Genomic DNA, 20,990 nt, shown 5'->3' on the forward strand with positions numbered 1-20,990 from the left:
AACGTGCAAGCGGTATTCAGGGGAGGGCAGACGTTGTCATTCTCGACAGTCAGCCCTGTTTGGCCCGTTCAACTAAACTGGCGAGCAACACACTTCCTGCCAGCGCTCGGTGAGACGCCATGATCGCTCATACCCCCACACTTTTCGCCTGTGTTGCCCTGGTGGCGACGATAATGGCGTTTTGTTTGATTCTGGTCGGCCAGTTCAATCAGCGTGACGGTTTGCTGACCATTGGCTGTGGCCTGTTGGCGCATGCCCTTGCCTATGTGGGTTACACCTTGTATGGCCATGCACCGTTGTGGTTTACCTACGGCGCCGCCAACACACTGCTAGCGGTGGCCCTGGCCTTTTATGGGGCCAGTGTATTCAGGATTGTTGAGTTGCCGGTCTCCTGGTGGCGGGTATTCGCCCCCGCGGCGTTGATGCTGCTGTTGATGGTCGGCCTGATCGACACCCTGGAACCGCGAATGCTCGCGGCCACACTGGTCTTGATGGTGCAGTGCGCATTGATCATCTACTGGACCCGCCGCTATGTCCCCGCCCAGGGGCGGGCACGGATGCTGTTGATCATCGGGTCGAGCATCAGCCTGATTGGCTTGGGCATGCGGGTGGTGGCCGTGCTGGGCGGAGGGGCTGCCGAGATGCGTTACGACGTCAGCAACCTCAAGCAAACCATCTCGGTCAGTATCGGCACCTTCACCGCAATGATGATCTCCCTCGGCTTGGTGTTGTTGTCCAAAGAGCGCAGTGAATCCTTGCTTCAGCACATGGCGTTGCGTGATGTGCTGACGGGCATCCTTAACCGTCGGGCGATCCTTGATCAGTTTTCCACCGAGTTGGAACGCGCGCGCCGCGACGGTTCCTGCCTGGCAGTGGCGATGGTCGACATCGATCACTTCAAACAGATCAATGACCGGTATGGACACCTGGCGGGGGACGAAGTGATTTGTCACTGCGTTAACCACCTCACCCGGCGCCTTCGTCAATCCGACAGCATTGGCCGTTATGGTGGCGAGGAGTTTCTGTTATTGCTGCCTGGCACTGACTCAGAAGGCGCCATTGCCGCACTGGATACACTGCGCGCCTCGTTGGCCGAGTCGCCGGCTTACTACGGTGATTCAACCATCTCACTGCGCATCAGCATCGGTGTTTGCTGCGGGGTACCTGATGAAGGCGACACCACAGCGAGCCTGCTTGCCAGGGCGGACGCGGCACTTTATGAAGCCAAGGGCTTGGGGCGCAATACCTTGCGGTTGGCGCCGCCGTATTTCCAGCCGAGTGAAGCGCCGCTCAGTTCTGCATGAATGCCCAGAACGCCTGACGTATCCGCGAGGCCCTTCACGCTGCCGCCTGGAGCTTTTCCTGGGTGGCAGGCTTGAGAATCGGCGTTAAGCAGAACATCAGGATGGTGACACCAAAAAGGGTCGCGTAGGACAAGGTATAGCTACCCAAGTGGTCGCGCAAAGCGCCGAAACAGAGCGGCCCAAGTGCCGCGATCAGATAGCCAATGAACAGCATGAAGACCGTCCAGGCACCTGCTTGCTCGGGTGAGTCAACGTTATCCAGCGCCAGCGTCATTGCGACCGTGAAGCCCATCCCAAGACCGACTGCTGCCAGAACTACATACGCGCCAGGGGCCAGCGTCGGCGCAAGCCACATACCCGCCATGCCAAGGCCTGCGACCAAAGAAGAGAAGCCCAGCAGTGGACGACGATCGTGTGCTTTACCTGGGAGCATCCCGGCGCCGACGCTTGCCAATGCAAAAACCGCGGTGAACAAGCCAAGCAGCACGCCCGGGGGCAGGTGCGTTACCGCCGTTTCAGACGATGCAGGAGCAAGCCACGCGAACCGGGCCTTTGGATACGAAATGCGTACTCATCCAGACCCAGCTGAAGTGACAAATGTCGGCATGTGTATGAGCTGACCGAAGTGAGCCATGGAGGAGGGTGGTGTGACGCGAGAAATTCGTACAGTCGCTGTTTGTGAGGCGAGTCCTGAACGCAGCGAAGATTACCTGGACTACCGTGATGTTCCCCGGCAAATGACGGTCCTGGTTCGAAATCAACACACCGGCGAATACAATGAGCCTCACACGCACAAGCACGGGCAGGTGCTCTATGCGTCCAGTGGCGTCATGCGTGTTGCCGCGCAAAATGGACTGTGGTTCCTACCGCCGAAAAGAGCACTGTGGATCCCTGCGGGCGTTGTGCATGACCAACTGATGCTCAGTCCGGTCAAGCTCCGTTCGGTTTATATCGATCCAGAGGCATCACAGGCATTCGGCGCCGAGTGCAAGGTGCTTGAAGTCTCAGTGATGTTGCGTGAGCTGATTCTGGCCTTGGCAGACCAGCCGGTCGAATATCCTCAGAACGTTCGCAATGCGCACATTGGGGGGGGTTGATCCTCAGCGAGCTTGAATTGTCGCGCAGCTTGTTCCGACGGATAATGGGCGAGTCGCCTAGAGAATTCTTGATCAGGGGATAGCGGTGAGCCAATCGCTTGTTTACGAGAACATCCCCACGCCACGTGCGGGCTTTCCACAATGAAATAATCTTCGGATCAACGCTGGACTCAGTGAAAAGCTGAACTTATTCAATCAGCCTGCCTGCTTAATAGGCGCTATTTACCGCATAGAGGGGAATGTTAATGGATGTCTCACCACGAATATCGCTCACGTCTCAAGGACCGGAGTTTTCTCGAATCGTGTATGGCATGTGGCGCTTGAACGAGTGGTCTCTATCGGTCCGCGAACGCCAGGAACTTATTGAGGCAGCACTCGAACTGGGTGTGACGAGCTTCGATCACGCGGACATTTACGGTGGCTATCAGTCCGAAGAATTGTTTGGTGAAGCGCTCGCTGCAGCACCGCACTTGCGCAAACACATGCAACTTGTCAGCAAGTGTGGAATCAAGCTGATCTCTTCTCGGCGACCAGAGCATCGACTCAAGAGTTACGACACGAGCTTCAGTCACATTGTCGCGTCAGCCGAAAGCTCACTACGAGCCCTGCGCACCGAGTACCTTGACTTACTATTAATACATCGTCCTGATCCGTTGATGGATGCAGATGAAGTTGCACGCGCATTCATGGTGTTACGCCAGGAGGGAAAAGTTCGCCATTTCGGCGTGTCGAATTTCTCACCGGCCCAGTTTAGTCTGCTCCAGGACCGGTTGGCCGCCAATGGTATGACATTGGTCACGAATCAGGTCGAATGCTCATTGCTGCACCTGGCCCCTGTCTACGATGGGACGTTTGACCAAGCTCAACAGTTGAAGTGCGCTCCAATACTGTGGTCGCCACTCGCCGGCGGGAGTCTTTTTACCGATTCAGGCCCTGTGGCCAAGCGAATCAGGGAAAGCCTGACACGCATAGGAGAGCAATTAGGAGAGTCTGCAACAACGGTTCTTATGGCGTGGTTGCTTGCGTTGCCATGCCAACCGTTGCCCATTGTAGGATCGAGACGTCTCGATGTTTTACGTGAATCAGTACGTGCTTGCCAGCTGGCCATTACGAAAGATCACTGGTTCGAACTTTTGCTCGCGGCACAGGGGACCGAAGTACCGTAATGAGTGGTGAAGGTCGAGAGCCTTTGATGTAGATGAAGGTGTCTCCCGTCGGTAGCAATCGGGAATTGCAGGTGCAACCTTGCACCGTTCGGAATGCTGCTCAGGGGGCATCATATTACTCGCGAATTGAGGCTGCTCATTGCCCCTCTCAGCTAGGTGATGCGTCGATTTGTGGATTTCCACAGGTAACGCTTTGTCTCGGCGCACGTATCAGCAGTGGCCCGAGCATTGCCATTAAAGCGAGCATCACCAGTGGGAAAAACATCAACTTGCCCAGGCCGAAGTTGCTCACGATCACCGTGATCACAGCAGGGCCCGCCAGCATTCCGGAAAAGCCGATGCAGTTGACGATCCCGATGTTGCGCCCGGCATGTGCCGGATCTCGGCGCCCGGCGGCGGAGATCATCAACGGTGCGATGCACGAAAGGCCGAGGCCAAACATCGCGAAACCGATAATGCCGGTGACGGCCGTGCTGCCCAAAATTGTGACGACCATTCCGAGTACGCACAGCGTGCCGCATCCAAACACCACCTGCGCATTACCGAGCGCAGCGGCCAGGCGGTCGCCAAAAAGGCGCCCCACGAATGACGCACCAACGAACAGTGAGACCGCCATGCCTGCGGTCGAGGTGGTGGTCTCGAACTCCCGGCGAATGTATTCCTGGCCCCAGTCGGCAATTGCGTTTTCGCCCATCATGCTGCCCAGCAGCAAGGTGCCGAGAGCGATCATCACCAGCAGCGTCTTGGCCGAAGGGCCCTTGCCGGTTTCGTCCCGGGACTGAGTGCCGGCTTGCCAGTCGTCAAGCCGGGCGTCAGGCACATCATGCTTGCCCAGCAACCATCGGCTGAACACGCAGCCAAGAATGAACATCGCCAGGCCCAGTACGGTGTAGGGCACCAGCACGCTGTCGGTGTAGAACCGGGTCAGCCAACTGCATGCCATGCCCAGCAGGAAGCCGCCCAGGGAATAGAAGGCATGGAAGCCGGACATGATTGAGCGTCGATAAAACCGTTCAACCTGCACGCCGTGGGCATTCAAGGCGGTATCCAGGGCACCGCGCAACAGCCCCAGCGCAGAGCCGAAACATAGCGCAAACCAGAAACCGTTGACGAAGCCCAGCGGGATAATCGAAAGGGGATAGGCGAGGGCGCCAACGGTAATGACCGGCTTGGCGCCGAAGGTGTCCAGCAGCCGCCCCACCAGCAGCGCACCGGTTGCGGAGCCGACACCGACCCCGAGGGCAATCAGGCCGAAACTCGAATCCCCGAGCTCTCCCGTCAAGCCAAGCTGGGTCCTGAATACGCTCACGCCGGTGGACCAGATGTACATCATGGCGCCAATCATCATGAAGCCGAGAAAGGTGGCGATACGCGCCTTGCGAATACGCGGGGGGATCGGGGTTTTCTGGAAAGTGCTTATCACGCTGCATGGTCCCTTTTGTTTTTGTGGGGTGGTTATGCAATTTTGAGTTATACGAATAACCTTGCGGAAGTAAAACCTGCACCCTATGGGCTGTCAATGCTTTATCAATCCAGAATATGTAACAGTAACAAGGCAGTGGCTGGCGCTTGAGTTTTAAGTTATACGTATAACTCTAACTGTCCAGGTATTAGGGTTTCCGTGTCGTCTCAAGAGTTGTTATTGCCGTGCTCCACGCCGCACATGTCGGCCTACCGCTTGACGTTTCTGCTGTCCGGCCTGTGCATGGGCGCCTGGGCGCCGCTGGTTCCCTATGCGCGCAGTCGGGCTGGGGTGGACGACGGCGCATTGGGCATCCTGTTGCTGTGCCTGGGCCTGGGCTCACTGGTGATGATGCCGCTGGCGGGCATCCTGAACGCCCGTAAAGGCTGCCGCTTTACCATGCACATCGGCATCGCCCTGGTATTCCTGACGCTGCCTCTGCTGGCGACCACCCATTCATTCATAGGCTTGATGTTTGCCCTGACCGTGTTCGGTGCCGGGTGCGGCGCGGTCGATGTGACGATGAACGTGCAAGGCGTGATGGTTGAGCGCGCGACAGGCCGGTCGCTGATGTCGGGCTTTCATGGCCTTTTCAGCCTGGGCACGATCGTCAGTGCGGCGGGAATCACCGCGCTGCTCTGGCTAGGCGCCACGCCGTTGCTGGCCAGCAGCGCGGTGATGGCGGCATTGGCTGCGTTTGTCCTGAGTTACGGGCGCCAGATGCTCGGGCGCAGCGGCGAAGAGGGCAGCCCGATCTTTGTGCGGCCCACGCGTAAAGTCCTGGTGCTGGGCGTGCTGTGCCTGTTCGCGTTCCTGGCCGAAGGTGCGATTCTCGACTGGAGCGCGGTGTTCCTGACCCAGGTGCGTGATGTAGAACCTTCCATTGCAGGCCTGGGTTACGCCTGCTTCGCCGTGATGATGGCGTTGGGGCGCTTGAGTGGCGACCGGATTCTGCTCAAACTCGGTGCCCGCACGGTGCTGGTGGGCGGCGGTTTTATTGTGATCCTTGGGTTCCTCACGGTGGTGCTCGCGACGAACTGGCTGGTGAACCTGGTGGGCTTTGCCGTCATTGGTATCGGTTTGGCCAACATCGCGCCGGTCTACCTGTCCCTGGCGGGTGCACAAAAGACCATGCCAGGGGAGTTGGCGATTGCCGCGGCCACCAGCCTCGGTTATCTGGGTATCCTGATGGGCCCGGCGGTGATCGGCTTGTTCGCCCACGCGACGAATCTATCCTGGGCGCTGCTGGCGGTTGCCTCGCTGATGGTCGCAATCATGTTCAGTGCCACACGACTGGTTCCGAAGGTTTCCCCTCAACGGGTACACTGAGCGTCTGTTTTTTCATGACCTCGCATGAGGTTTCAAAAGGATTGGGAAGCAAGCGATGGCCGTTTCAATGAAAGACGTAGCACTGGCAGCAGGGGTGTCCCAGCCTGCGGTGTCTTACGCCTACAACCGACCTTCCAAACTGTCCCCGGCCCAGCGCGAGCATATCCTCGAGGTGGCCGCGTCATTGGGCTACCCGGGCCCCAATGTGCTGGGCCGCAGCCTGCGCTCGGGCAAGATCGGCGCCATCGGGTTGATGATGATGGACAAGTTGTCCCTGGCCTTTGCCGACCCGTGCACCATCGCCATGCTGCGCGGCATCAGCGAAGTGGGCGAACTGGAAAATGTCGCACTGACACTGTTTCCGCTCAACAATAATCGCCTGGTGGGTCGCGGCCAGGCAGCGAGCCACAGCAGTCTGGCCTTGCGCGGGCTGGTGGATGGCCTGATTATCTCGACCCTGCCCGATGATCACCCGGCGGTGCTGGCCGTGGTGAAGCACAGTATTCCGTTCGTGGTGATCGACTCGCCGCTCGTAGAGAATTCGTTTTTTGTCGGCATTGACGATCGCGGTGCGGCTCGCACGCAAATGCAGCATCTGCTGGACCTGGGCCACCGCAAGATCGGCGTCATCATTGACCGCCTCAACCCGGATGGTTACCGCGGCCCGATTGACCTGCAACGCTTCAAAAGCGCCAGTGAACGGATTGTTCGCGAACGCCTCACCGGTTACGTGGAGGCGGCCACCGACGCGGGCCTGGCGTTTGAAGACCTGAGCGTGATCGAGGCCGGTGGACTGGATTCCACGTCCGGCCAGGCCGCAGCGTTCACGTTGCTGACCTCCAACGACGTCACGGCAGTGGTGGCGTGCTCGGATGTGATGGCGATTGCCTGCATGAAAACCGCCCACGCCCTCAGTCGCCAAGTCCCGGAGACGCTTTCGGTGATTGGTTTCGACGATATTCCCGAGGCGGTGCAGCTCGGTTTGACCACCATTGCCCAACCCATGGTGGAGAAGGGCGTGTACGCCGCACGCATGCTCACCGAGCAATTGAATGCCCCGGCTGATGCACCGCTTGTGCCTGCGCAGAAAATATTCGCCACCAAGCTGGTGGTGCGTACCTCCACTCGCAGTATCCAGCCGGCAGACGCCTGATCCTGTTGGTAGGGGAACACTGTAGGCGCTGGTTTGCCTGCGATGGCAGCGACTCAATACCACTGACAGACCGAGTCGACTGCATCGCAGGCAAGCCAGCGCCCACCTTTACCCCTGCGGTCCATTGAAGTGTGCCGCTACTCTGAGGGCATTCGCCGCGATAGTGAGCGCCGGATTAACCGCCGCCGACGACGGGAAGAACGAGCTGTCCACCACCCATACATTCTCCAGGTCATGCAACTTGCAGTTCAGGTCCAGCACGCTGGTGGCCGGATCCTTGCCCATCACGGCAGTGCCGCACTGATGGGAGTTCGTCGCGATACCCATGCGCGCCTTGAGGATCAGCGGATACCCTGCATCACGCATGGTTTTGGTGGCCTTGCTCACCAGCCCTTCATGGGCCTTGAGGTTGTTCGGCGTCCAGTGAACCTTGATCGCACCGCGCTGCACGTCGTAGGTGACGCGGTTGTCCTGGGTGGGCAGATCTTCCGAGGTCAGGTACAGGTCGACGCTGTGGTCAGTGATATAACGTGAAGCAAATTTCGGCAACCAGGGCCGCATGGCACTGATCATCGGCTCGCGGATTTTCCCCAGCATCTGCACATTGCCCAAGGGAAACGCGTTGTGTGCACTGGCACTGTACCAGTCGTTAATAGCCAGGGTTTTCTGGAAGGTCACGTTGTTCTTGCGTCGCGGGTCTACTACCAGCATGAAGGTGCTGTTATGCACCATGTAGTTACGCCCCAATTGCCCGGAGCTGTTGCCCAGGCCGTGAGGATGTTGAGCGTTCGCAGACTTGAACAGCAACGCTGCGCTGTTGACTGCGCCGCACGCCAGCACGAAGCGGGTGGCACGCAGTGTCACCTCGCGTCCATCGAACAGGCCTCGGGCTTCGGTCACGGTTTTGCCATCGTTACCGGTGTCCAGCTGCTTGATCGTGGTGCGGGTCATCAGCCGAATGCTGCCACTGCGCAGGGCGGGCCTCAGGGCTGAAACTTCGGCGTCGGCCTTGGCGTCCACCAGGCACGGATAGCCATCGCAGGTTGAACACAACACGCAATTGCCACCATCGCCATAGTCCACCGCCGCCGGCATCACGAACGGCTTGAGCCCGGCGCGTTGCATGCTTTGCTCCAGCGCAACCAGGGCCGGGTCATGCTTCAGTGCCGGTTGCGGGAAGGGCCCCGAACGCCAGGGTTCGCTGGGGTCGATGCCGGCCTGGCCATGCACGCGGTAGAGTTTTTCCGCCTCGGCGTACCACGGCTCAAATTCGGCATAGCTGACGGGCCACGCAGGGGACACGCCCTCGGCATGCTGGATCTCGCCAAAGTCCGCCTCGCGAAACCGTGGCAGCATGGCGCCGTAGAATTTGGTGTTGCCGCCGACGTAATAAAACACCCCCGGCGAAAATGCTTGGTTGGCCTGGTCCAGCCACGGTTCGGCATTACGATAGCGCCCTTGGCCGAACACCGCTTCAGCGCTCCAGTTCTGGATCTCACGCGGCAGGAAATCACCCCGTTCGACGATCACGATATCCAGCCCGCTGTCACGTAAGGCATGAGCGAAGGTCGAACCGCCCATGCCCGAGCCGATAATCACCACATCACAGTTGATCGTGCCATCTGCATCAGGCGTCACCACGCCGAGGGCGCGCGGTTCGCGCGACGCCCCCGGTTGTGGATTCAGCTCTGCATGATGCGAAATCAATGCATCACTCATTTGAGCCGCTCCAGCGTTTACAGGTGTTGTTCGGAATTACGGATCTGCCAGTACTCATCCTGGCGTTCGTCGGTGATGTATTCCGGAATCGGGAAGTCCCACCAGCCCGGTACCCAAGGGCCGGCTGCGTCGCGGTCGGTCGGTACTTCGATCAGCACCGGCACGTTCAAATCCAGAGCTTCCTGCAGGATCGGCTCGAGGTCTTCCGGGCGTTCCACACGGTAGGATTTGAGGCCGAAGGCTTCGCCCACCGCCTTGAAGTCCGGGCTGTAGGGCGTGCCGTCCGGGTGGTTGAACTCGGTGCCGATATGGCGGCTGGTCTGCTTTCGCTGGCCACCGCGAATCGACATGTAGCCGGCGTTGTTCTGGATCAGGAACACAACAGGGATATTGTTGGTCACGCAGATCGCAATTTCCTGGGAGGTCATCAGGAAATCGCCATCCCCGAGAATGCACACCACCGGCTGGTTAGGCGCAGCCAGCTTGGCGCCGATAGCGGCAGGCACGGCCCAGCCCATGGACGAGAAGCCGCCGGAGGTCAGGTGTGTACGTGGAGTGTAGACCGGGAAGGTCTGCTTGACCGCACCCTGGGTGTTGCCCGAGCCAACCACCACGATTGTGTCGCGCGGGAACACTTTGCGCAGCGCGCCGAGGGGGCGTTGTGAGGTGAACGGGAAGCGATCGGAGTCACGACGGCCCGCCAGTTTGGTTTCCCATTCTTCCTGATAACCGCGCAGGTCGCTCAGGTACTCTTCGCGCTCAACCGTCTCGCCGTTCAGGCTTTCGACGATGGCGGCGAGGGCGTATTTGGCGTCGGCACAAATCCCCACGGTCACCGGGTAGTTCTTGCCGATCTCGTGCGGGTCGATGTCGATGTGGATCAGCTTCGACGGCGGGATTGCAAAGGTCACGCCCTTGGCATAGCTGGACGACGACCAGTCGGTGAAACGGCAGCCCACGGCGATGATCACATCGGCGGTGGACGCGACTTTATTGCCGCACAGGGTGCCGGTCTGGCCGACGCTGCCGGCGAACAACGGGTGGTCTTCCGGGAAGCCGCTTTTGCCGTTCCAGGTGGTCACCACCGGGATTTTCCACGCTTCGGCGAGGGCGAACAGTTCCGCACTGGCTTCGCCGGTAATCACGCCGCCGCCGATCACCAGCACCGGGCGCTTGCTCAGTTTCAGCTCTTCCACCGCGCGGGCCGTGGCTGCCGGATCCGGGAAGCATTTACCGATCGGAGTACGTTCTTCGAGGGCATGAAGGGTCACTTCAGCCGCCTCGGCCTGCACGTCCATCGGGATTTCCAGGTGCACAGGGCCTGGGCGCCCAGTGACCATCGCGCTCCAGGCGCGGTGCATCATGAATGGCAGCTCTTCAACGCGGGTCGCCACCCAATGACGCTTGGTCACGGCTTCGGCAATTTTCGGGAAGTCGTTGTCGGTGTAGCGTTCCAGCTCCTGTAACAAACCGTGGCCACGCATGTGAGTGGGTGGCCCGCCGGTGATCAGCATCAGGCTGGTGGAGTCGGTAAACGCGGTGGCCATGCCGATCACGGTGTTGGCGGCGCCGGCACCGATGGAAGTCACCGCCGCCATCGGCTTGCCGCTCACCCGGTAGTAACCGTCGGCGAGGTGAACCGCGCTCTGCTCATGGAATACCTGGATGAACTTGAGCTTGGAGTCTTCCTCGAGGAAGGCGTCGGTCAGGGTCCAGATACCGTGGCCAGGGATACCGGCGACGTATTCGACGCCATAATTTTTCAGGGTTTGAGCCACGATCTGGCTGCCGGTCAATTTAGTCATGACAGGACTCCTTGGGTTGATGAAACGGGGGTGTTTGCGTCGGTGGGTCCGGTACTGCTTGCACGTCCGCGTGTCGCCCAGTTCAGGCCTTGCTTGGTCAGGCGGCGGATATTCGGGTCGGCGAGGTTGCTGGTGTCGTGCCCGATGGAGTGATAGAACACCCGACCCTGGCCCCACTGGCGCACCCAGGCCACCGGGCTGCGATGGCCCTTGAGCCAGGGGAAGGGGTTGCCGTCGAAGGTGGTTTCGGCCAGCACGTGAATGTTCGGGTCGACCTGCATGTAGTACTGCTCGGACCGTACCTCGAAATCCTCGACGCCTTGTGTCACCTCGTGGCTGTGGTCGATGACGTTGACCTCGTACGGGTGGGGAAAGCCTTCGCCCATCGGGTGTTCGAGGAATGAGCCGCCGAGCACCCAGTGATATTTGAGGCTGGCGCGAAACGCTGCGCCTGCACCGTGCCAACCCACCAGGCCGGTGCCGCTTTCTACCGCTTGCAGCAGGCGGTTTTCCTGGGAGGCGGTGAGCGTCTCGGTGGTGACCGCGTTGTTCCAGCCGATCACGATCAGGTCATAACCGGTCAAGTCCCTGTCCAGTGTGAAGATGTCGGTGGACTCTTCGACCTCGAAATCCAGCTCCTGGAAAACGGTGCGCGCCCATGCCGCGATTTCGTAGGGGAAATGGCCGGGCCAGCCACCGAATAGATACAAGACTCGACTCACGGTTGATCACCTCTTTACGTTGGGTGTGATTATTAGGTTATACGTATAACCGCTTATTTAACCTATCACTCCGAACCACTAAGTCAATGGGGCTCGCCTATTTTTCGTGAACGGTTATACGAATAACGTCAGCGACCGCCGTAGTGCTTCAGCACTGCGTCTGTGTTGCGTCAGGTTGCGTCATCAATAGGGTGGCTGCGAAATTGCCGGGGGCAGGGGGGTAGGAAAAGATGGTTGCCAATGCCGGGGGCATGTCGCGTGCCCTCAAGAACCACCTGGAGCCACTGATGATTCGTTACCTGAAAACACCTAAACCGGTCGAAGCCCAAGCCGAGATTGCTGCCCAAGTCCGCGATACCGTTGAGCAAATCATCGCCAACGTCGCCCGCAATGGTGATGCGGCCGTGCGTGAATATTCGAAGCAGTTTGATCAGTGGTCGCCCGTGTCTTTCCGGCTGACCGACGAAGAAATTGCCGCGTGCGTGGCGAGCCTTTCCGAGCAGGAAATGGGTGATATCACCTTTGCCCAGGCGCAGGTCCGGCGGTTTGCCGAGGTACAAAAGGCCTCGATGCACGACGTGGAAGTCGAGACTTTGCCGGGCGTGATCCTGGGGCACCGCAATATTCCGGTGAACTCGGTGGCCTGCTACATACCGGGCGGGAAGTATCCGTTGCTGGCGTCGGCGCATATGAGCGTACTGACGGCCAAGGTGGCCGGTGTGAAGCGCGTTGTTGCCGCCGCGCCGCCGTTTGATGGCAAGCCGCATCCGGCCATCGTGACGGCGATGTATTTGGCCGGCGCCGATGAGATCTATTGCGTGGGCGGGGTGCAGGCTATCGCCGCGTTTGCGTTGGGGACCGATACGTTCAAGCCGGTGGATATGATCGTTGGGCCGGGTAATGCGTATGTGGCTGAGGCCAAGCGTCAGTTGTTCGGCAAGATTGGTATCGACTTGATTGCCGGGCCCACTGAGACGTTGGTGATTGCTGATGACAGTAGCGATGTGGAAATTATTGCTGCCGATTTGCTGGGGCAGGCGGAGCATGGGGTTAATTCGCCTGCGGTGTTTTTGACCAACAGTGCTGAGTTGGCGGAAACGCTGCCGGCGGAGATTGAGCGTCAGTTGGCAATCTTGTCCACTGCGCCGGTGGCTTCCATCGCCTGGCGGGATTATGGCGAGATTATTCTGTGCGACACCGTCGACGAACTTGTGCAGGAAGCCGACCGCATCGCCTCCGAGCACGTGCAGGTGATGACCCGCGATCCGTTGTATTTCCTGGAGCACATGACCAACTACGGCGCGTTGTTCCTCGGTGAGCGCACCAACGTTTCCTATGGCGACAAGGTGATCGGCACCAACCATACATTGCCTACTACCGGGACCGCGCGGTACACCGGCGGGCTGTGGGTCGGCAAGTTCATCAAGACCTGCACGTATCAGCGCGTGCTGACGGATGAAGCGTCGGTGCTGGTAGGGGAATACTGCTCGCGGCTTTGCGGGATGGAAGGGTTTGCGGGGCACAAGGAGCAGGCGGATATTCGGATTCGTCGTTACAAGAAGCACGGTTGAGGGTACATATCCGTTATTTGGGTGACGGCTGAGATTGGTTCCGCTCTTACAGCGGCTCACTTTTGAACAGCCGGAATGCCGGCCCAGTCAAAAGTAAGCAAAGCGCTCTTGCCCCACCACTCGGCTCCTCGCTTAGGCTCGGAGTGCCCGCACTCCGGCTTTGGAGCGTGGGCCGCCGTCATGGGCCATCCTTGGCCCAGGACGGCTAACCCGGCGTCCTGCCGGTTTACCCACGCTCCAAAGTATGCGTTCGGCCAGCGTGGTTTAACCGGGCGCCCAAGATCAAGATCAAAAGCAGATCAACAGCACAGCGGCCTGAAAGCCGACCTGAGTGTTAAAAGCAAAATCAAAAGCTAAAGCGGGCACGGTCCACTGTAGGAGCTGGCTTGCCAGCGATGGCATCAACTGGGTGTACCTGATGCACCGAGGTGTCTGCATCGCCGGCAAGCCGGCTCCTACAGAAAAGCAGCTCTGCTTTCGCTTTGGCTTTTGCTCTGGCTTCTACCACTCAAGCCGGCCTGTAGGCCGCTGTGCTCTTGCTTTTGATCTTGATCTTGATCTGACTGCCCCAATAAGCCCGAGGCCGAACGCAGGGATTGAGGAGCGGGTAAACCGGCAGGACGCCGGTTTAGCCGCGACGGGGCAGGGACGCCCCGTCGCGGCGGCCCGCGGAGCAATGCCGGAGTGAGGGAACACCGAGCCTAGGCGAAGTGCCGACAGGCGGGGCAGAGCGCTTTGGTTACTTTGCCGCTTTTGCAAAGTGACTCGCTGTAAGAGCGAAACCATAGGCCGCCGTTACCTAAATAACGGATATACACCCCATCACCCCGCCCCCCACTACCCGCTCGATGTAACCAACCATTATTCTCTTCCCCCGGGGCAAAAAAAACGCCAGACCAGGCTCCCGTGAAAGAGCGCATGATCCGGCGTAAAAATGAACCTCGGCTGCTTCAGCCTGGCCCCATGTTCAACCCCTTCAGACCGGAATCACCACAAAGCTTTCCGGTTTGCAGGTCAACGCCACGTTCGTACCCGGCGGCAGTGCGTGGCTGCCGGGAGTCGGCAGTTGCTGGCATTTGAGATCAAGCGTGCCACCGGCCACCTCCACGCGGTAGATCACCCGATTGCCGATAAACGAAGTGTCCTTGACCTTCCCGGCAAACGCACCGTCGGCCAGTGCGGCGCCCAGAGCCGGCTCAAGGCCGATGGTTTCAGGCCGGATCGACACATTAACCGGCCCCGCACCCACGCCGCTTTTGGCGGTGTGGGCATAGCGCCCGAACGGCAAGTCGACCACGCCACCCAGCCCATACGTGCCGTTGACGATATTGGTATCGCCGAAGAACTTGGCGGCGAACAAGGTGCGCGGCGACCAATACATCTCCTGCGGCCCGCCGATCTGCTCAATGCCACCCTTGTTCAGCAGCACCACCCGGTCCGACAAAATCATCGCTTCGTCCTGGTCGTGGGTCACATACACAAAGGTGGTCGATGTCTCTTCGTGGATGCGCTTGATCTCGTTGAGCATATGGTGGCGAATCTTCAGGTCCAGAGCCGCCAGCGGTTCATCCAGCAGCAGTACTGCCGGGCGGTTCACCAGTGCGCGGGCCAGGGCCACACGTTGCGCCTGCCCGCCGCTGAGTTCGGAGATCCAGCGGCTCTTGAAGCTTTCCAGTTGCACCAGTTCCAGCGCCTTGTTCACTTCACGCTTGATCTCATCCTTGGGCTTCTTCTTCAGGCGCAACCCGAAGGCCACGTTGTCGAACACGTCCAGATGCGGGAACAGCGCGTATTTCTGAAACACCATGTTCACCGGGCGGTGTTCAGGCGCCAGGGCGGTGGAGTCCTTGCCGTCGATCACCACCTTGCCGGTGGTGGGTTCTTCGAAGCCGGCGATGATGCGCATCAGGGTGGTCTTGCCGCAGCCGCTGGGGCCGAGCAGTGTCAGGATCTCGTTGCGCTTGACGGTCAGGTCGACTTTGCCCAGGGCGGTGAGGTTGCCGTAGCTCTTGGAAATTCCGGTCAGTTCAATACTGTTGGTCATGGTGATTACTCTGCAGTTTCAGCACGTTCAAGTTCGAGGCGGCGACGACGCAGGGTCATGACCAGGCCGGCGATGGCGATGATGGCGATGGTCACCACCAGCATGAATACCGAGGCGGCATTGATGGTGGGGCTGACGGCGCGGCGCATCATCGAAAGAATCATGAGCGGCAGCGTGGTGTCGCTGCCGGTGACGAACACGGTGATCAGGAATTCATCCATCGACAGCGCCACCGCGAGGATCGCGGCGCCTGCGATGGTTGGCCCGATGATGGGCAGCGTCACCAGCCAGAACGCCTTGAGGGGCGAGGCGCCGAGGTCGCGCGCGGCCTCCTCGAACGACAGGTCGAAATACTCCAGCCGCGAACGCACCGACTCCACAAAGAACGGAAAGGTGAACAGCGTATGGCCGATGATCACCGTCAGCAGCGAGCGGGGCAGGCCGATCAGCGAGAAGAAAATGACCAGCGCAATCCCCAGGAACAAACCGGGCAAGGCGATGGGCGCGAAGTTCATGAACGCGAACACTGCCTTCACCCGGCCTTTCATGCGCATCAGCGCCAGGGCCGAGAACGTGCCCAGCAGCGTGGTAAGAATCGCCGAGCCAGCGGCGACGATCGCGCTGTTGGTCAGGGCTGTCATAAAGTCCGAACTGCTGAACAGCGCCTCATACCAGCGCGTGGAAAATCCCTCGAACGGGAACGACAACGAGGCCGACGAGTGGAAGCTGAACAGCGCGATAATCGCGATGGGCGCGTAGAGGAACAGCATGTAGACGTAAGTGAATAGCCGGATCATGGCGAGTTACCTTTTTTATGGGCGGTATTCAGTCGTGGTAACGCTTGCCGGGTGCCAGGTTGGCAGCGCGTAACACCGCCAGCAGCAACGCGTACACCAGCATGAACACGATCAACAGCAGATAGGCCATCGCCGCCCCCAGCGGCCAGTTACCCACCGAGCGGAACTGGTTGGCGATCACCAGCCCGGTGGTCATCGCATCCCGGCCACCCAGCAGTTGCGGTGTGACGTAGTCGCTGGCGGCGAGCACGAAGGTGAACATGAACGAGCTGACGATGCTCTTGTGCGCCATCGGCATGATCACCCTCCACAGAATGGTGACGCCGCCGGCGCCGAGGTCGGCGGCTGCTTCCAGGTAGTCCTTCTTGATATCCCGCAGGCCCGACACCAGCAGCAAAAGGGTGAAGGGCAGCATGATGTGAACCAGGGTCAGCACCACTGCGAATTTGCTGAACACCAGCCATTCCAGCGGCTGGTCGATCAGGCCGAAGTGCAGCAGTGTGGAGTTGATCACGCCGTTGGTACCCAGGATTGAGCGCCATGCGTAGACCCGCACCAGATAGCTGGAAAACCACGACACGAGCGCCAGGTACAACACGGCGTTGGAGCGTGTGCGGTACACGATGTAATAGGCTACCGGAGCACTGATCACGGTGGAGAGCAGGGCGGTCCAGAAGCCGTTTTGCAGGGCGATCCACAACGAGTCATAAAACCCGCTGGCGTTCAGGGCCTTGGCATAGTTGGCCAGGGTGGCGGCGGGTTCCATGCTGAAGGTCTTGGCGGTCCAGAAACTGGCGACCAGCAGCAGCACTGACGGAATCAGAAAGAACACCACCAGAAACAGCAACGGTGGCGACGCCAGCCAGTACCCGCTGAGGGTTCTCTTGTCGATCTTCATGTGTTTGCCGACCCTTGAATCCCGGTTGTCCAGGGGCATGGACTCGGTATTGTTGACTACGGTCATGATGAGATTGCCTTTGCGTTTTTATTCGATAGTCAGGGCGCGTTGACCCGTGGGGCGGGTGTTGGTGACCCCCGGCCCCACGGTTGCCTGCACCGGCGTGCCAAGCGCTCTAGAACGAACCCTTGAAGTTCGCCCACTGATCGATCCATTCAGCGTAGGTCACATATTTTTCGGAGCTCAGGGGCGGTTGACCATAGAGTTTGGATTTCTCGAAAAAGCTGTCCAGGTTCGCGTAGTCGAAGGTGTTTCTCAGGTCTTCGGGCAGCAGCGGCACGGCCTTTGGGTTGACCACGCCGGAGAACATCGTGGTCGCCATCTTGGCTTGGGTGTCGGGCTCCAGGGTCTTGTTGATGAATTCCAGGGCCAGGGGAATGTCCTTTGCGGTTTTCGGGATGAACAACGCATCGCACCAAAGCGCCGCACCTTCGGTGGGTACTGACAGGGCAGTGGTCACGCCACGCTTGATGGTTTCGCTCGGGGTGTTGGCGGAGGCCGAGAACACCGCGTCCACTTCACCCGAGACCAGCAGCGACACCGCGTCACCCGACGAGGCGGCGAACACCCGGCACTGATCACGGTACGGCTTGAGTTTTTCGAAGGCATCGTTGAATTCGGCGCGGGTCAGGTTGGGGTACTTGTCGCCGTAGCCGGCGATGGTCGCGATCAGCGACCAGTTCGAGGTGCCGTCATCGACAAAGGTCAGCTTGCCCTTGAGTTTGGGGTCCAGCAGGTCGGTGTATTGGGTAGGTTTTTTGACGTTCCTGGGGTTGTAGATAATGGTGTTCATGCCCCACAGCAACGGGATGCCCCATTGCTTGCCGTCCCAGTACCAGCGGCTGCCCTTGTAGAACAGCGCGAGGGTATTGTCGGCGGAATAGTTGGGGATCTTCGTGGTGTCGATGGCCTTGAGCAGACCCATTTCCTGATAGATCTTTTCGTAGCCCAGGGCGTACATGGTCAGGTCGAGTTGCACCGGATCGGAGCCTGCCAACCGTGCGGTGATGTCGTCCTGGTTGCTGGCATAGCTGGAGCGCACGGTGACGTTGCGCTGCTTGCGCCAGTCGGCGAGTTCGGCGTCGCCGGTTTCACCTTCCCAACCGAGGATTTCCAGGTGGCCGGTGGTGGCGGCAAATGCGCTGGGCACGAACGAGCCGAGGTACAAGCCTGCGGCAGAGGCGGCAGCGCCCAGCAGAAACGAGCGTCGTTTCAAGCTGAGGGAATTGAAGTCAATGCCGGTCAAACCATAACCCGTCTCTATTTCTTTTTTCATTTCGAGTTCCTGCCTGGGGTGGTGGGTGCGAACGTTGAGCGACTTGCAAGGCGTGGGCCCGGCGGTGTGGCCGGGTGCTTCCTTTTGTATGCAGTCAGTTGGATCGGCAGTGTTATGGCCAGCATTGATTCCATGCTGCTGGGGAGGGTGGTAAGGCCTCCACTGTTCCGATTGACTCTTCCTTGGCTGGGCGACGCACGCTTTTTCCGGGCTATGGAGTTGCAGGCCTGAAGCGGTGCGCCCAGCGCTTGATAGGCTCGGCTTGTTGTTTTCATGGGGTGAGTATTGAGCCGGGAGGCGGGGGGCTCAATTTCGCAGGGGGGTTAAAAGCGACGCACTCTGACGCATTGAAGTGACCTAATCGGCGCACGCCTCTGGGTATGGGTTATGGGTCGGGGATTGAGTATCAAAAATCACCCAAATAACGGATATCCCCCCAATCGCCAGGTACCTGCGTCAATCTGCGTCTCTTTTACCCAAGGTGCGAAGTTGAGCCCACCCCGTACCAGGCGAATACTCCAAGCCTGATCCCCGGCCAAGACGCCGCGCATTCGCTGGAGTGTTAAGTGAAACTCACAGGTGGCCAAATCATCGCCAAGGCACTGAAAGCCAACAGTGTCGACTACGTAGCGGGCATCCCGGGCGACGGCTCCCGGGCCCTGGTCGAAGCACTGCTGACCCCAGGCACCGACATCCCGTTCATCCACGTCATCCAGGCCCACAGCGCCGTCCACCTCGCCGACGGCTACTTCCGCGCGTGCGGGCGCCCCATGGCCGTCGTACTGACCGGTCCGCTGGGCATCCCCTCAGCCCTGGGAGCCCTGGCCACCGCACACCAGGACGCCTCCGCACTAATAGTCATCAGCAACGCCCAGGCCGAAACGGTATCGATCAACGTCTTGAAAGACCAGACGACAGTCCAGACGCTACAACAGCTACCCCAAGCCCTGCGCCAGTCCTTCGACACCATGCTGAGCGCCCATTCCGGCCCGGTCAGCCTGTCCATCGACGACACCCTCCAACGCGCCTCCACCAACGCCAGCCTGCCACTCGCCACCCTGCGCGCAGAACCCCAACCCACCCCGCGCAAAATCACCTTACTGCGCGAAGGCCGCGCCTTACGCTCCGTGCTGGAAAACGATGCGCTCCTCGTCCTGGGCGCCGGACCCACACAGCCCATGGCCCGCGAAATGTTCCCGGTGCATTACCCCGGCAGGCACCTCTGCGCTGGCAACCCCGCCACCCTCGGCTGGGCTGTCCCGGCAGCGATCGGCGCCAAGCTCGCGATGCCCGCCCGCCAAGTAGTCTGCGCCGTCGGCAGCCGGGACTTCCTGCAGTCAATGCAAGAGATGGCCGTGTGCGTGATGCACAGCATTCCGGTGGTATTCCTGGTCTTCAACCGCAGCGCTGACGACGCTGTGAACGAGGCACAAGCCCAACCCATCGAGCAGCACCGGGCCGGTGAATTCAACTTGCCCGATGGCAAGCCCTACGCCCCGGATTTCGCCGGTATCGCCCGCAACTTCGGCCTGGAAGCCTGGCGCGTCGAACACGTTTCACAACTCAACGCGACCCTCGTCAAAGCCCTGAACAGCAAGGGCCCGTCGCTGGTTGAAATGATGACCACGCGCCAACCCCTGCAAGCTCCTCAGTCCTGACCGCCCCAGACGATGGTGGCGTTTTCGCCGGTCATGTACTCACGTACATCCAGCGGGATCGACTGATCACTGGGCAACAGCACCGTTGCATTGCGCAAGTGCTGCTTGCGGATCTTGCCCTTGTCCACCAGCCCCAGCGCCATGCGCGTAGAGAAGGGTTGGCGAAACGAGGACGACGCCACACCCGTCACCAACCCATACAGAAAACGGATCGGCCGACGATGTTGCGGCGTCAGGATCGAAAACGTCATCTCGTTACGCTGCTTGCCTTCGAAATCCACCATGAACAGGCGATCGCCCAGCAGCAAACAGAACCCGTGGTAGGTAAATGAATAACCGATCTTGCCGCTGCCATCGCGCAACGGAAACCGCTCCACGGTGACGTACTGCACCATCGAATCGGCCCGGTACAGGCAGGTGACAGAACGCAGGATGCGCCCCTTGTAGATCGACGAATTGTGATAGCGGTAATACACGCCCAGATAGTCTTCAAGCACGTCAGCCGACTGTTTCGCCAGCGGCAGGAAATGATTGAACTGCTCCGAGGCCCGCAAGCCGGTCGGCAGTTCGTTTTCATAGCCTTCATAGAACTTCTTGAACTCGGCGGGCGGACGGAAAAGGTCTTCCGCTTCCATCATGAAATAACGCCCGATCTTCTGAAGGATCTTCTGCGACGGAACGTGCTGGCCCACCAGGTACTTGTTGAACTGCTGGCGATTCACATCAACTTTGCGACACATATCGGCTACCGACCGGCAGGATTCGACCAGGGTGCTCAGGTTCCTTTGCACATTGGCCTGCAAGTCACTGCGCGCCTGCTGTCGCTCGGGGTGCGAAGTGGCAGAGGCTAACGACAGGGGGGATGCGTCCGGGCGACTGGGCATTATTATCTCGATGTACTTGGCTGGGTTAAGGCGCCAGTTATTAAA

17 protein-coding genes are annotated in these 20,990 nt (G+C 59.6%); 7 read left to right on the forward strand and 10 right to left on the reverse strand.

Annotated elements, in window-relative coordinates; genetic code table 11:
• Window positions 1-119 precede the first annotated feature (119 nt).
• On the forward strand, window positions 120-1,304 hold the full coding sequence (locus HKK54_RS26780) for a GGDEF domain-containing protein (RefSeq protein WP_169388402.1): 1,185 nt from the start codon (window positions 120-122) through the stop codon (window positions 1,302-1,304).
• A gap of 34 nt (window positions 1,305-1,338) precedes the next feature.
• Here the strand turns inward: HKK54_RS26780 and HKK54_RS26785 are convergent, their stop codons facing one another.
• Window positions 1,339-1,779, reverse strand: a complete 441-nt coding sequence (locus tag HKK54_RS26785) for a hypothetical protein (protein WP_178121000.1) — start codon at window positions 1,777-1,779, stop codon at window positions 1,339-1,341.
• A 172-nt stretch (window positions 1,780-1,951) separates the two neighbouring features.
• Here HKK54_RS26785 and HKK54_RS26790 point away from each other — a divergent pair, with 172 nt between their 5' ends.
• Both HKK54_RS26790 and HKK54_RS26795 read left to right on the forward strand, forming a co-directional pair.
• The gene (locus tag HKK54_RS26790) at window positions 1,952-2,401 is read left to right on the forward strand and encodes an AraC family ligand binding domain-containing protein (RefSeq protein WP_237150996.1); all 450 of its coding nucleotides are present in this window, start codon (window positions 1,952-1,954) and stop codon (window positions 2,399-2,401) included.
• Window positions 2,402-2,646: 245 nt separating this feature from the next.
• Window positions 2,647-3,567: an aldo/keto reductase gene (locus tag HKK54_RS26795; protein WP_202946956.1), complete on the forward strand. Its 921-nt coding sequence runs from the start codon at window positions 2,647-2,649 to the stop codon at window positions 3,565-3,567.
• Window positions 3,568-3,715: 148 nt separating this feature from the next.
• Here HKK54_RS26795 and HKK54_RS26800 read toward each other — a convergent pair whose 3' ends face one another.
• Window positions 3,716-4,987 (reverse strand): MFS transporter, encoded by a 1,272-nt coding sequence (locus HKK54_RS26800; RefSeq protein ID WP_169389359.1) that lies wholly within the window; start codon window positions 4,985-4,987, stop codon window positions 3,716-3,718.
• A gap of 243 nt (window positions 4,988-5,230) precedes the next feature.
• Between HKK54_RS26800 and HKK54_RS26805 the strand changes: the two genes are divergently transcribed.
• Complete coding sequence (locus HKK54_RS26805) at window positions 5,231-6,358, forward strand: MFS transporter (protein WP_169389360.1); 1,128 nt, start codon at window positions 5,231-5,233, stop codon at window positions 6,356-6,358.
• A 55-nt stretch (window positions 6,359-6,413) separates the two neighbouring features.
• A complete protein-coding gene (locus HKK54_RS26810) occupies window positions 6,414-7,511 on the forward strand; it encodes a LacI family DNA-binding transcriptional regulator (protein ID WP_169388403.1) in 1,098 nt (365 codons plus the stop codon).
• A 108-nt stretch (window positions 7,512-7,619) separates the two neighbouring features.
• Here the strand turns inward: HKK54_RS26810 and HKK54_RS26815 are convergent, their stop codons facing one another.
• From HKK54_RS26815 to HKK54_RS26825, 3 genes are read right to left on the reverse strand one after another with little or no spacing between them, the layout of a single operon-like run.
• Window positions 7,620-9,230 carry an FAD-dependent oxidoreductase gene (locus tag HKK54_RS26815; RefSeq protein WP_169388404.1) on the reverse strand — a complete coding sequence of 537 codons (1,611 nt, stop codon included), beginning with the start codon at window positions 9,228-9,230 and terminating at the stop codon, window positions 7,620-7,622.
• A 17-nt stretch (window positions 9,231-9,247) separates the two neighbouring features.
• Window positions 9,248-11,035 (reverse strand): thiamine pyrophosphate-binding protein, encoded by a 1,788-nt coding sequence (locus HKK54_RS26820; RefSeq protein WP_169388405.1) that lies wholly within the window; start codon window positions 11,033-11,035, stop codon window positions 9,248-9,250.
• Window positions 11,032-11,757: a ThuA domain-containing protein gene (locus HKK54_RS26825; protein WP_169388406.1), complete on the reverse strand. Its 726-nt coding sequence runs from the start codon at window positions 11,755-11,757 to the stop codon at window positions 11,032-11,034. The genes HKK54_RS26820 and HKK54_RS26825 overlap by 4 nt, the downstream gene beginning before the upstream one ends.
• Window positions 11,758-12,044: 287 nt before the next feature.
• On the opposite strand from HKK54_RS26825, the gene hisD reads away from it, so the two are divergent.
• The gene (hisD, locus tag HKK54_RS26830; RefSeq protein ID WP_169389361.1) at window positions 12,045-13,328 is read left to right on the forward strand and encodes a histidinol dehydrogenase; all 1,284 of its coding nucleotides are present in this window, start codon (window positions 12,045-12,047) and stop codon (window positions 13,326-13,328) included.
• Between the two features lie 976 nt (window positions 13,329-14,304).
• On the opposite strand, the gene HKK54_RS26835 is transcribed toward hisD, so the two are convergent.
• The 4 genes from HKK54_RS26835 to HKK54_RS26850 all read right to left on the reverse strand — a co-directional run bounded on the left by HKK54_RS26835 (window position 14,305) and on the right by HKK54_RS26850 (window position 18,403).
• Window positions 14,305-15,372 carry an ABC transporter ATP-binding protein gene (locus HKK54_RS26835; RefSeq protein ID WP_169388407.1) on the reverse strand — a complete coding sequence of 356 codons (1,068 nt, stop codon included), beginning with the start codon at window positions 15,370-15,372 and terminating at the stop codon, window positions 14,305-14,307.
• A gap of 5 nt (window positions 15,373-15,377) precedes the next feature.
• Window positions 15,378-16,169 (reverse strand): ABC transporter permease, encoded by a 792-nt coding sequence (locus tag HKK54_RS26840; protein WP_010170899.1) that lies wholly within the window; start codon window positions 16,167-16,169, stop codon window positions 15,378-15,380.
• Window positions 16,170-16,197: 28 nt separating this feature from the next.
• A complete protein-coding gene (locus tag HKK54_RS26845; protein WP_169388408.1) occupies window positions 16,198-17,133 on the reverse strand; it encodes an ABC transporter permease in 936 nt (311 codons plus the stop codon).
• Between the two features lie 109 nt (window positions 17,134-17,242).
• A complete protein-coding gene (locus HKK54_RS26850; protein WP_169388409.1) occupies window positions 17,243-18,403 on the reverse strand; it encodes an ABC transporter substrate-binding protein in 1,161 nt (386 codons plus the stop codon).
• A 566-nt stretch (window positions 18,404-18,969) separates the two neighbouring features.
• On the opposite strand from HKK54_RS26850, the gene HKK54_RS26855 reads away from it, so the two are divergent.
• Complete coding sequence (locus tag HKK54_RS26855) at window positions 18,970-20,061, forward strand: thiamine pyrophosphate-dependent enzyme (protein ID WP_169388410.1); 1,092 nt, start codon at window positions 18,970-18,972, stop codon at window positions 20,059-20,061.
• Here HKK54_RS26855 and HKK54_RS26860 read toward each other — a convergent pair.
• Window positions 20,052-20,918, reverse strand: a complete 867-nt coding sequence (locus HKK54_RS26860; RefSeq protein ID WP_169389362.1) for an XRE family transcriptional regulator — start codon at window positions 20,916-20,918, stop codon at window positions 20,052-20,054. The genes HKK54_RS26855 and HKK54_RS26860 overlap by 10 nt on opposite strands.
• Window positions 20,919-20,990: the final 72 nt, after the last annotated feature.

Source organism: Pseudomonas sp. ADAK13 (assembly GCF_012935715.1).
GTDB lineage: Bacteria > Pseudomonadota > Gammaproteobacteria > Pseudomonadales > Pseudomonadaceae > Aquipseudomonas.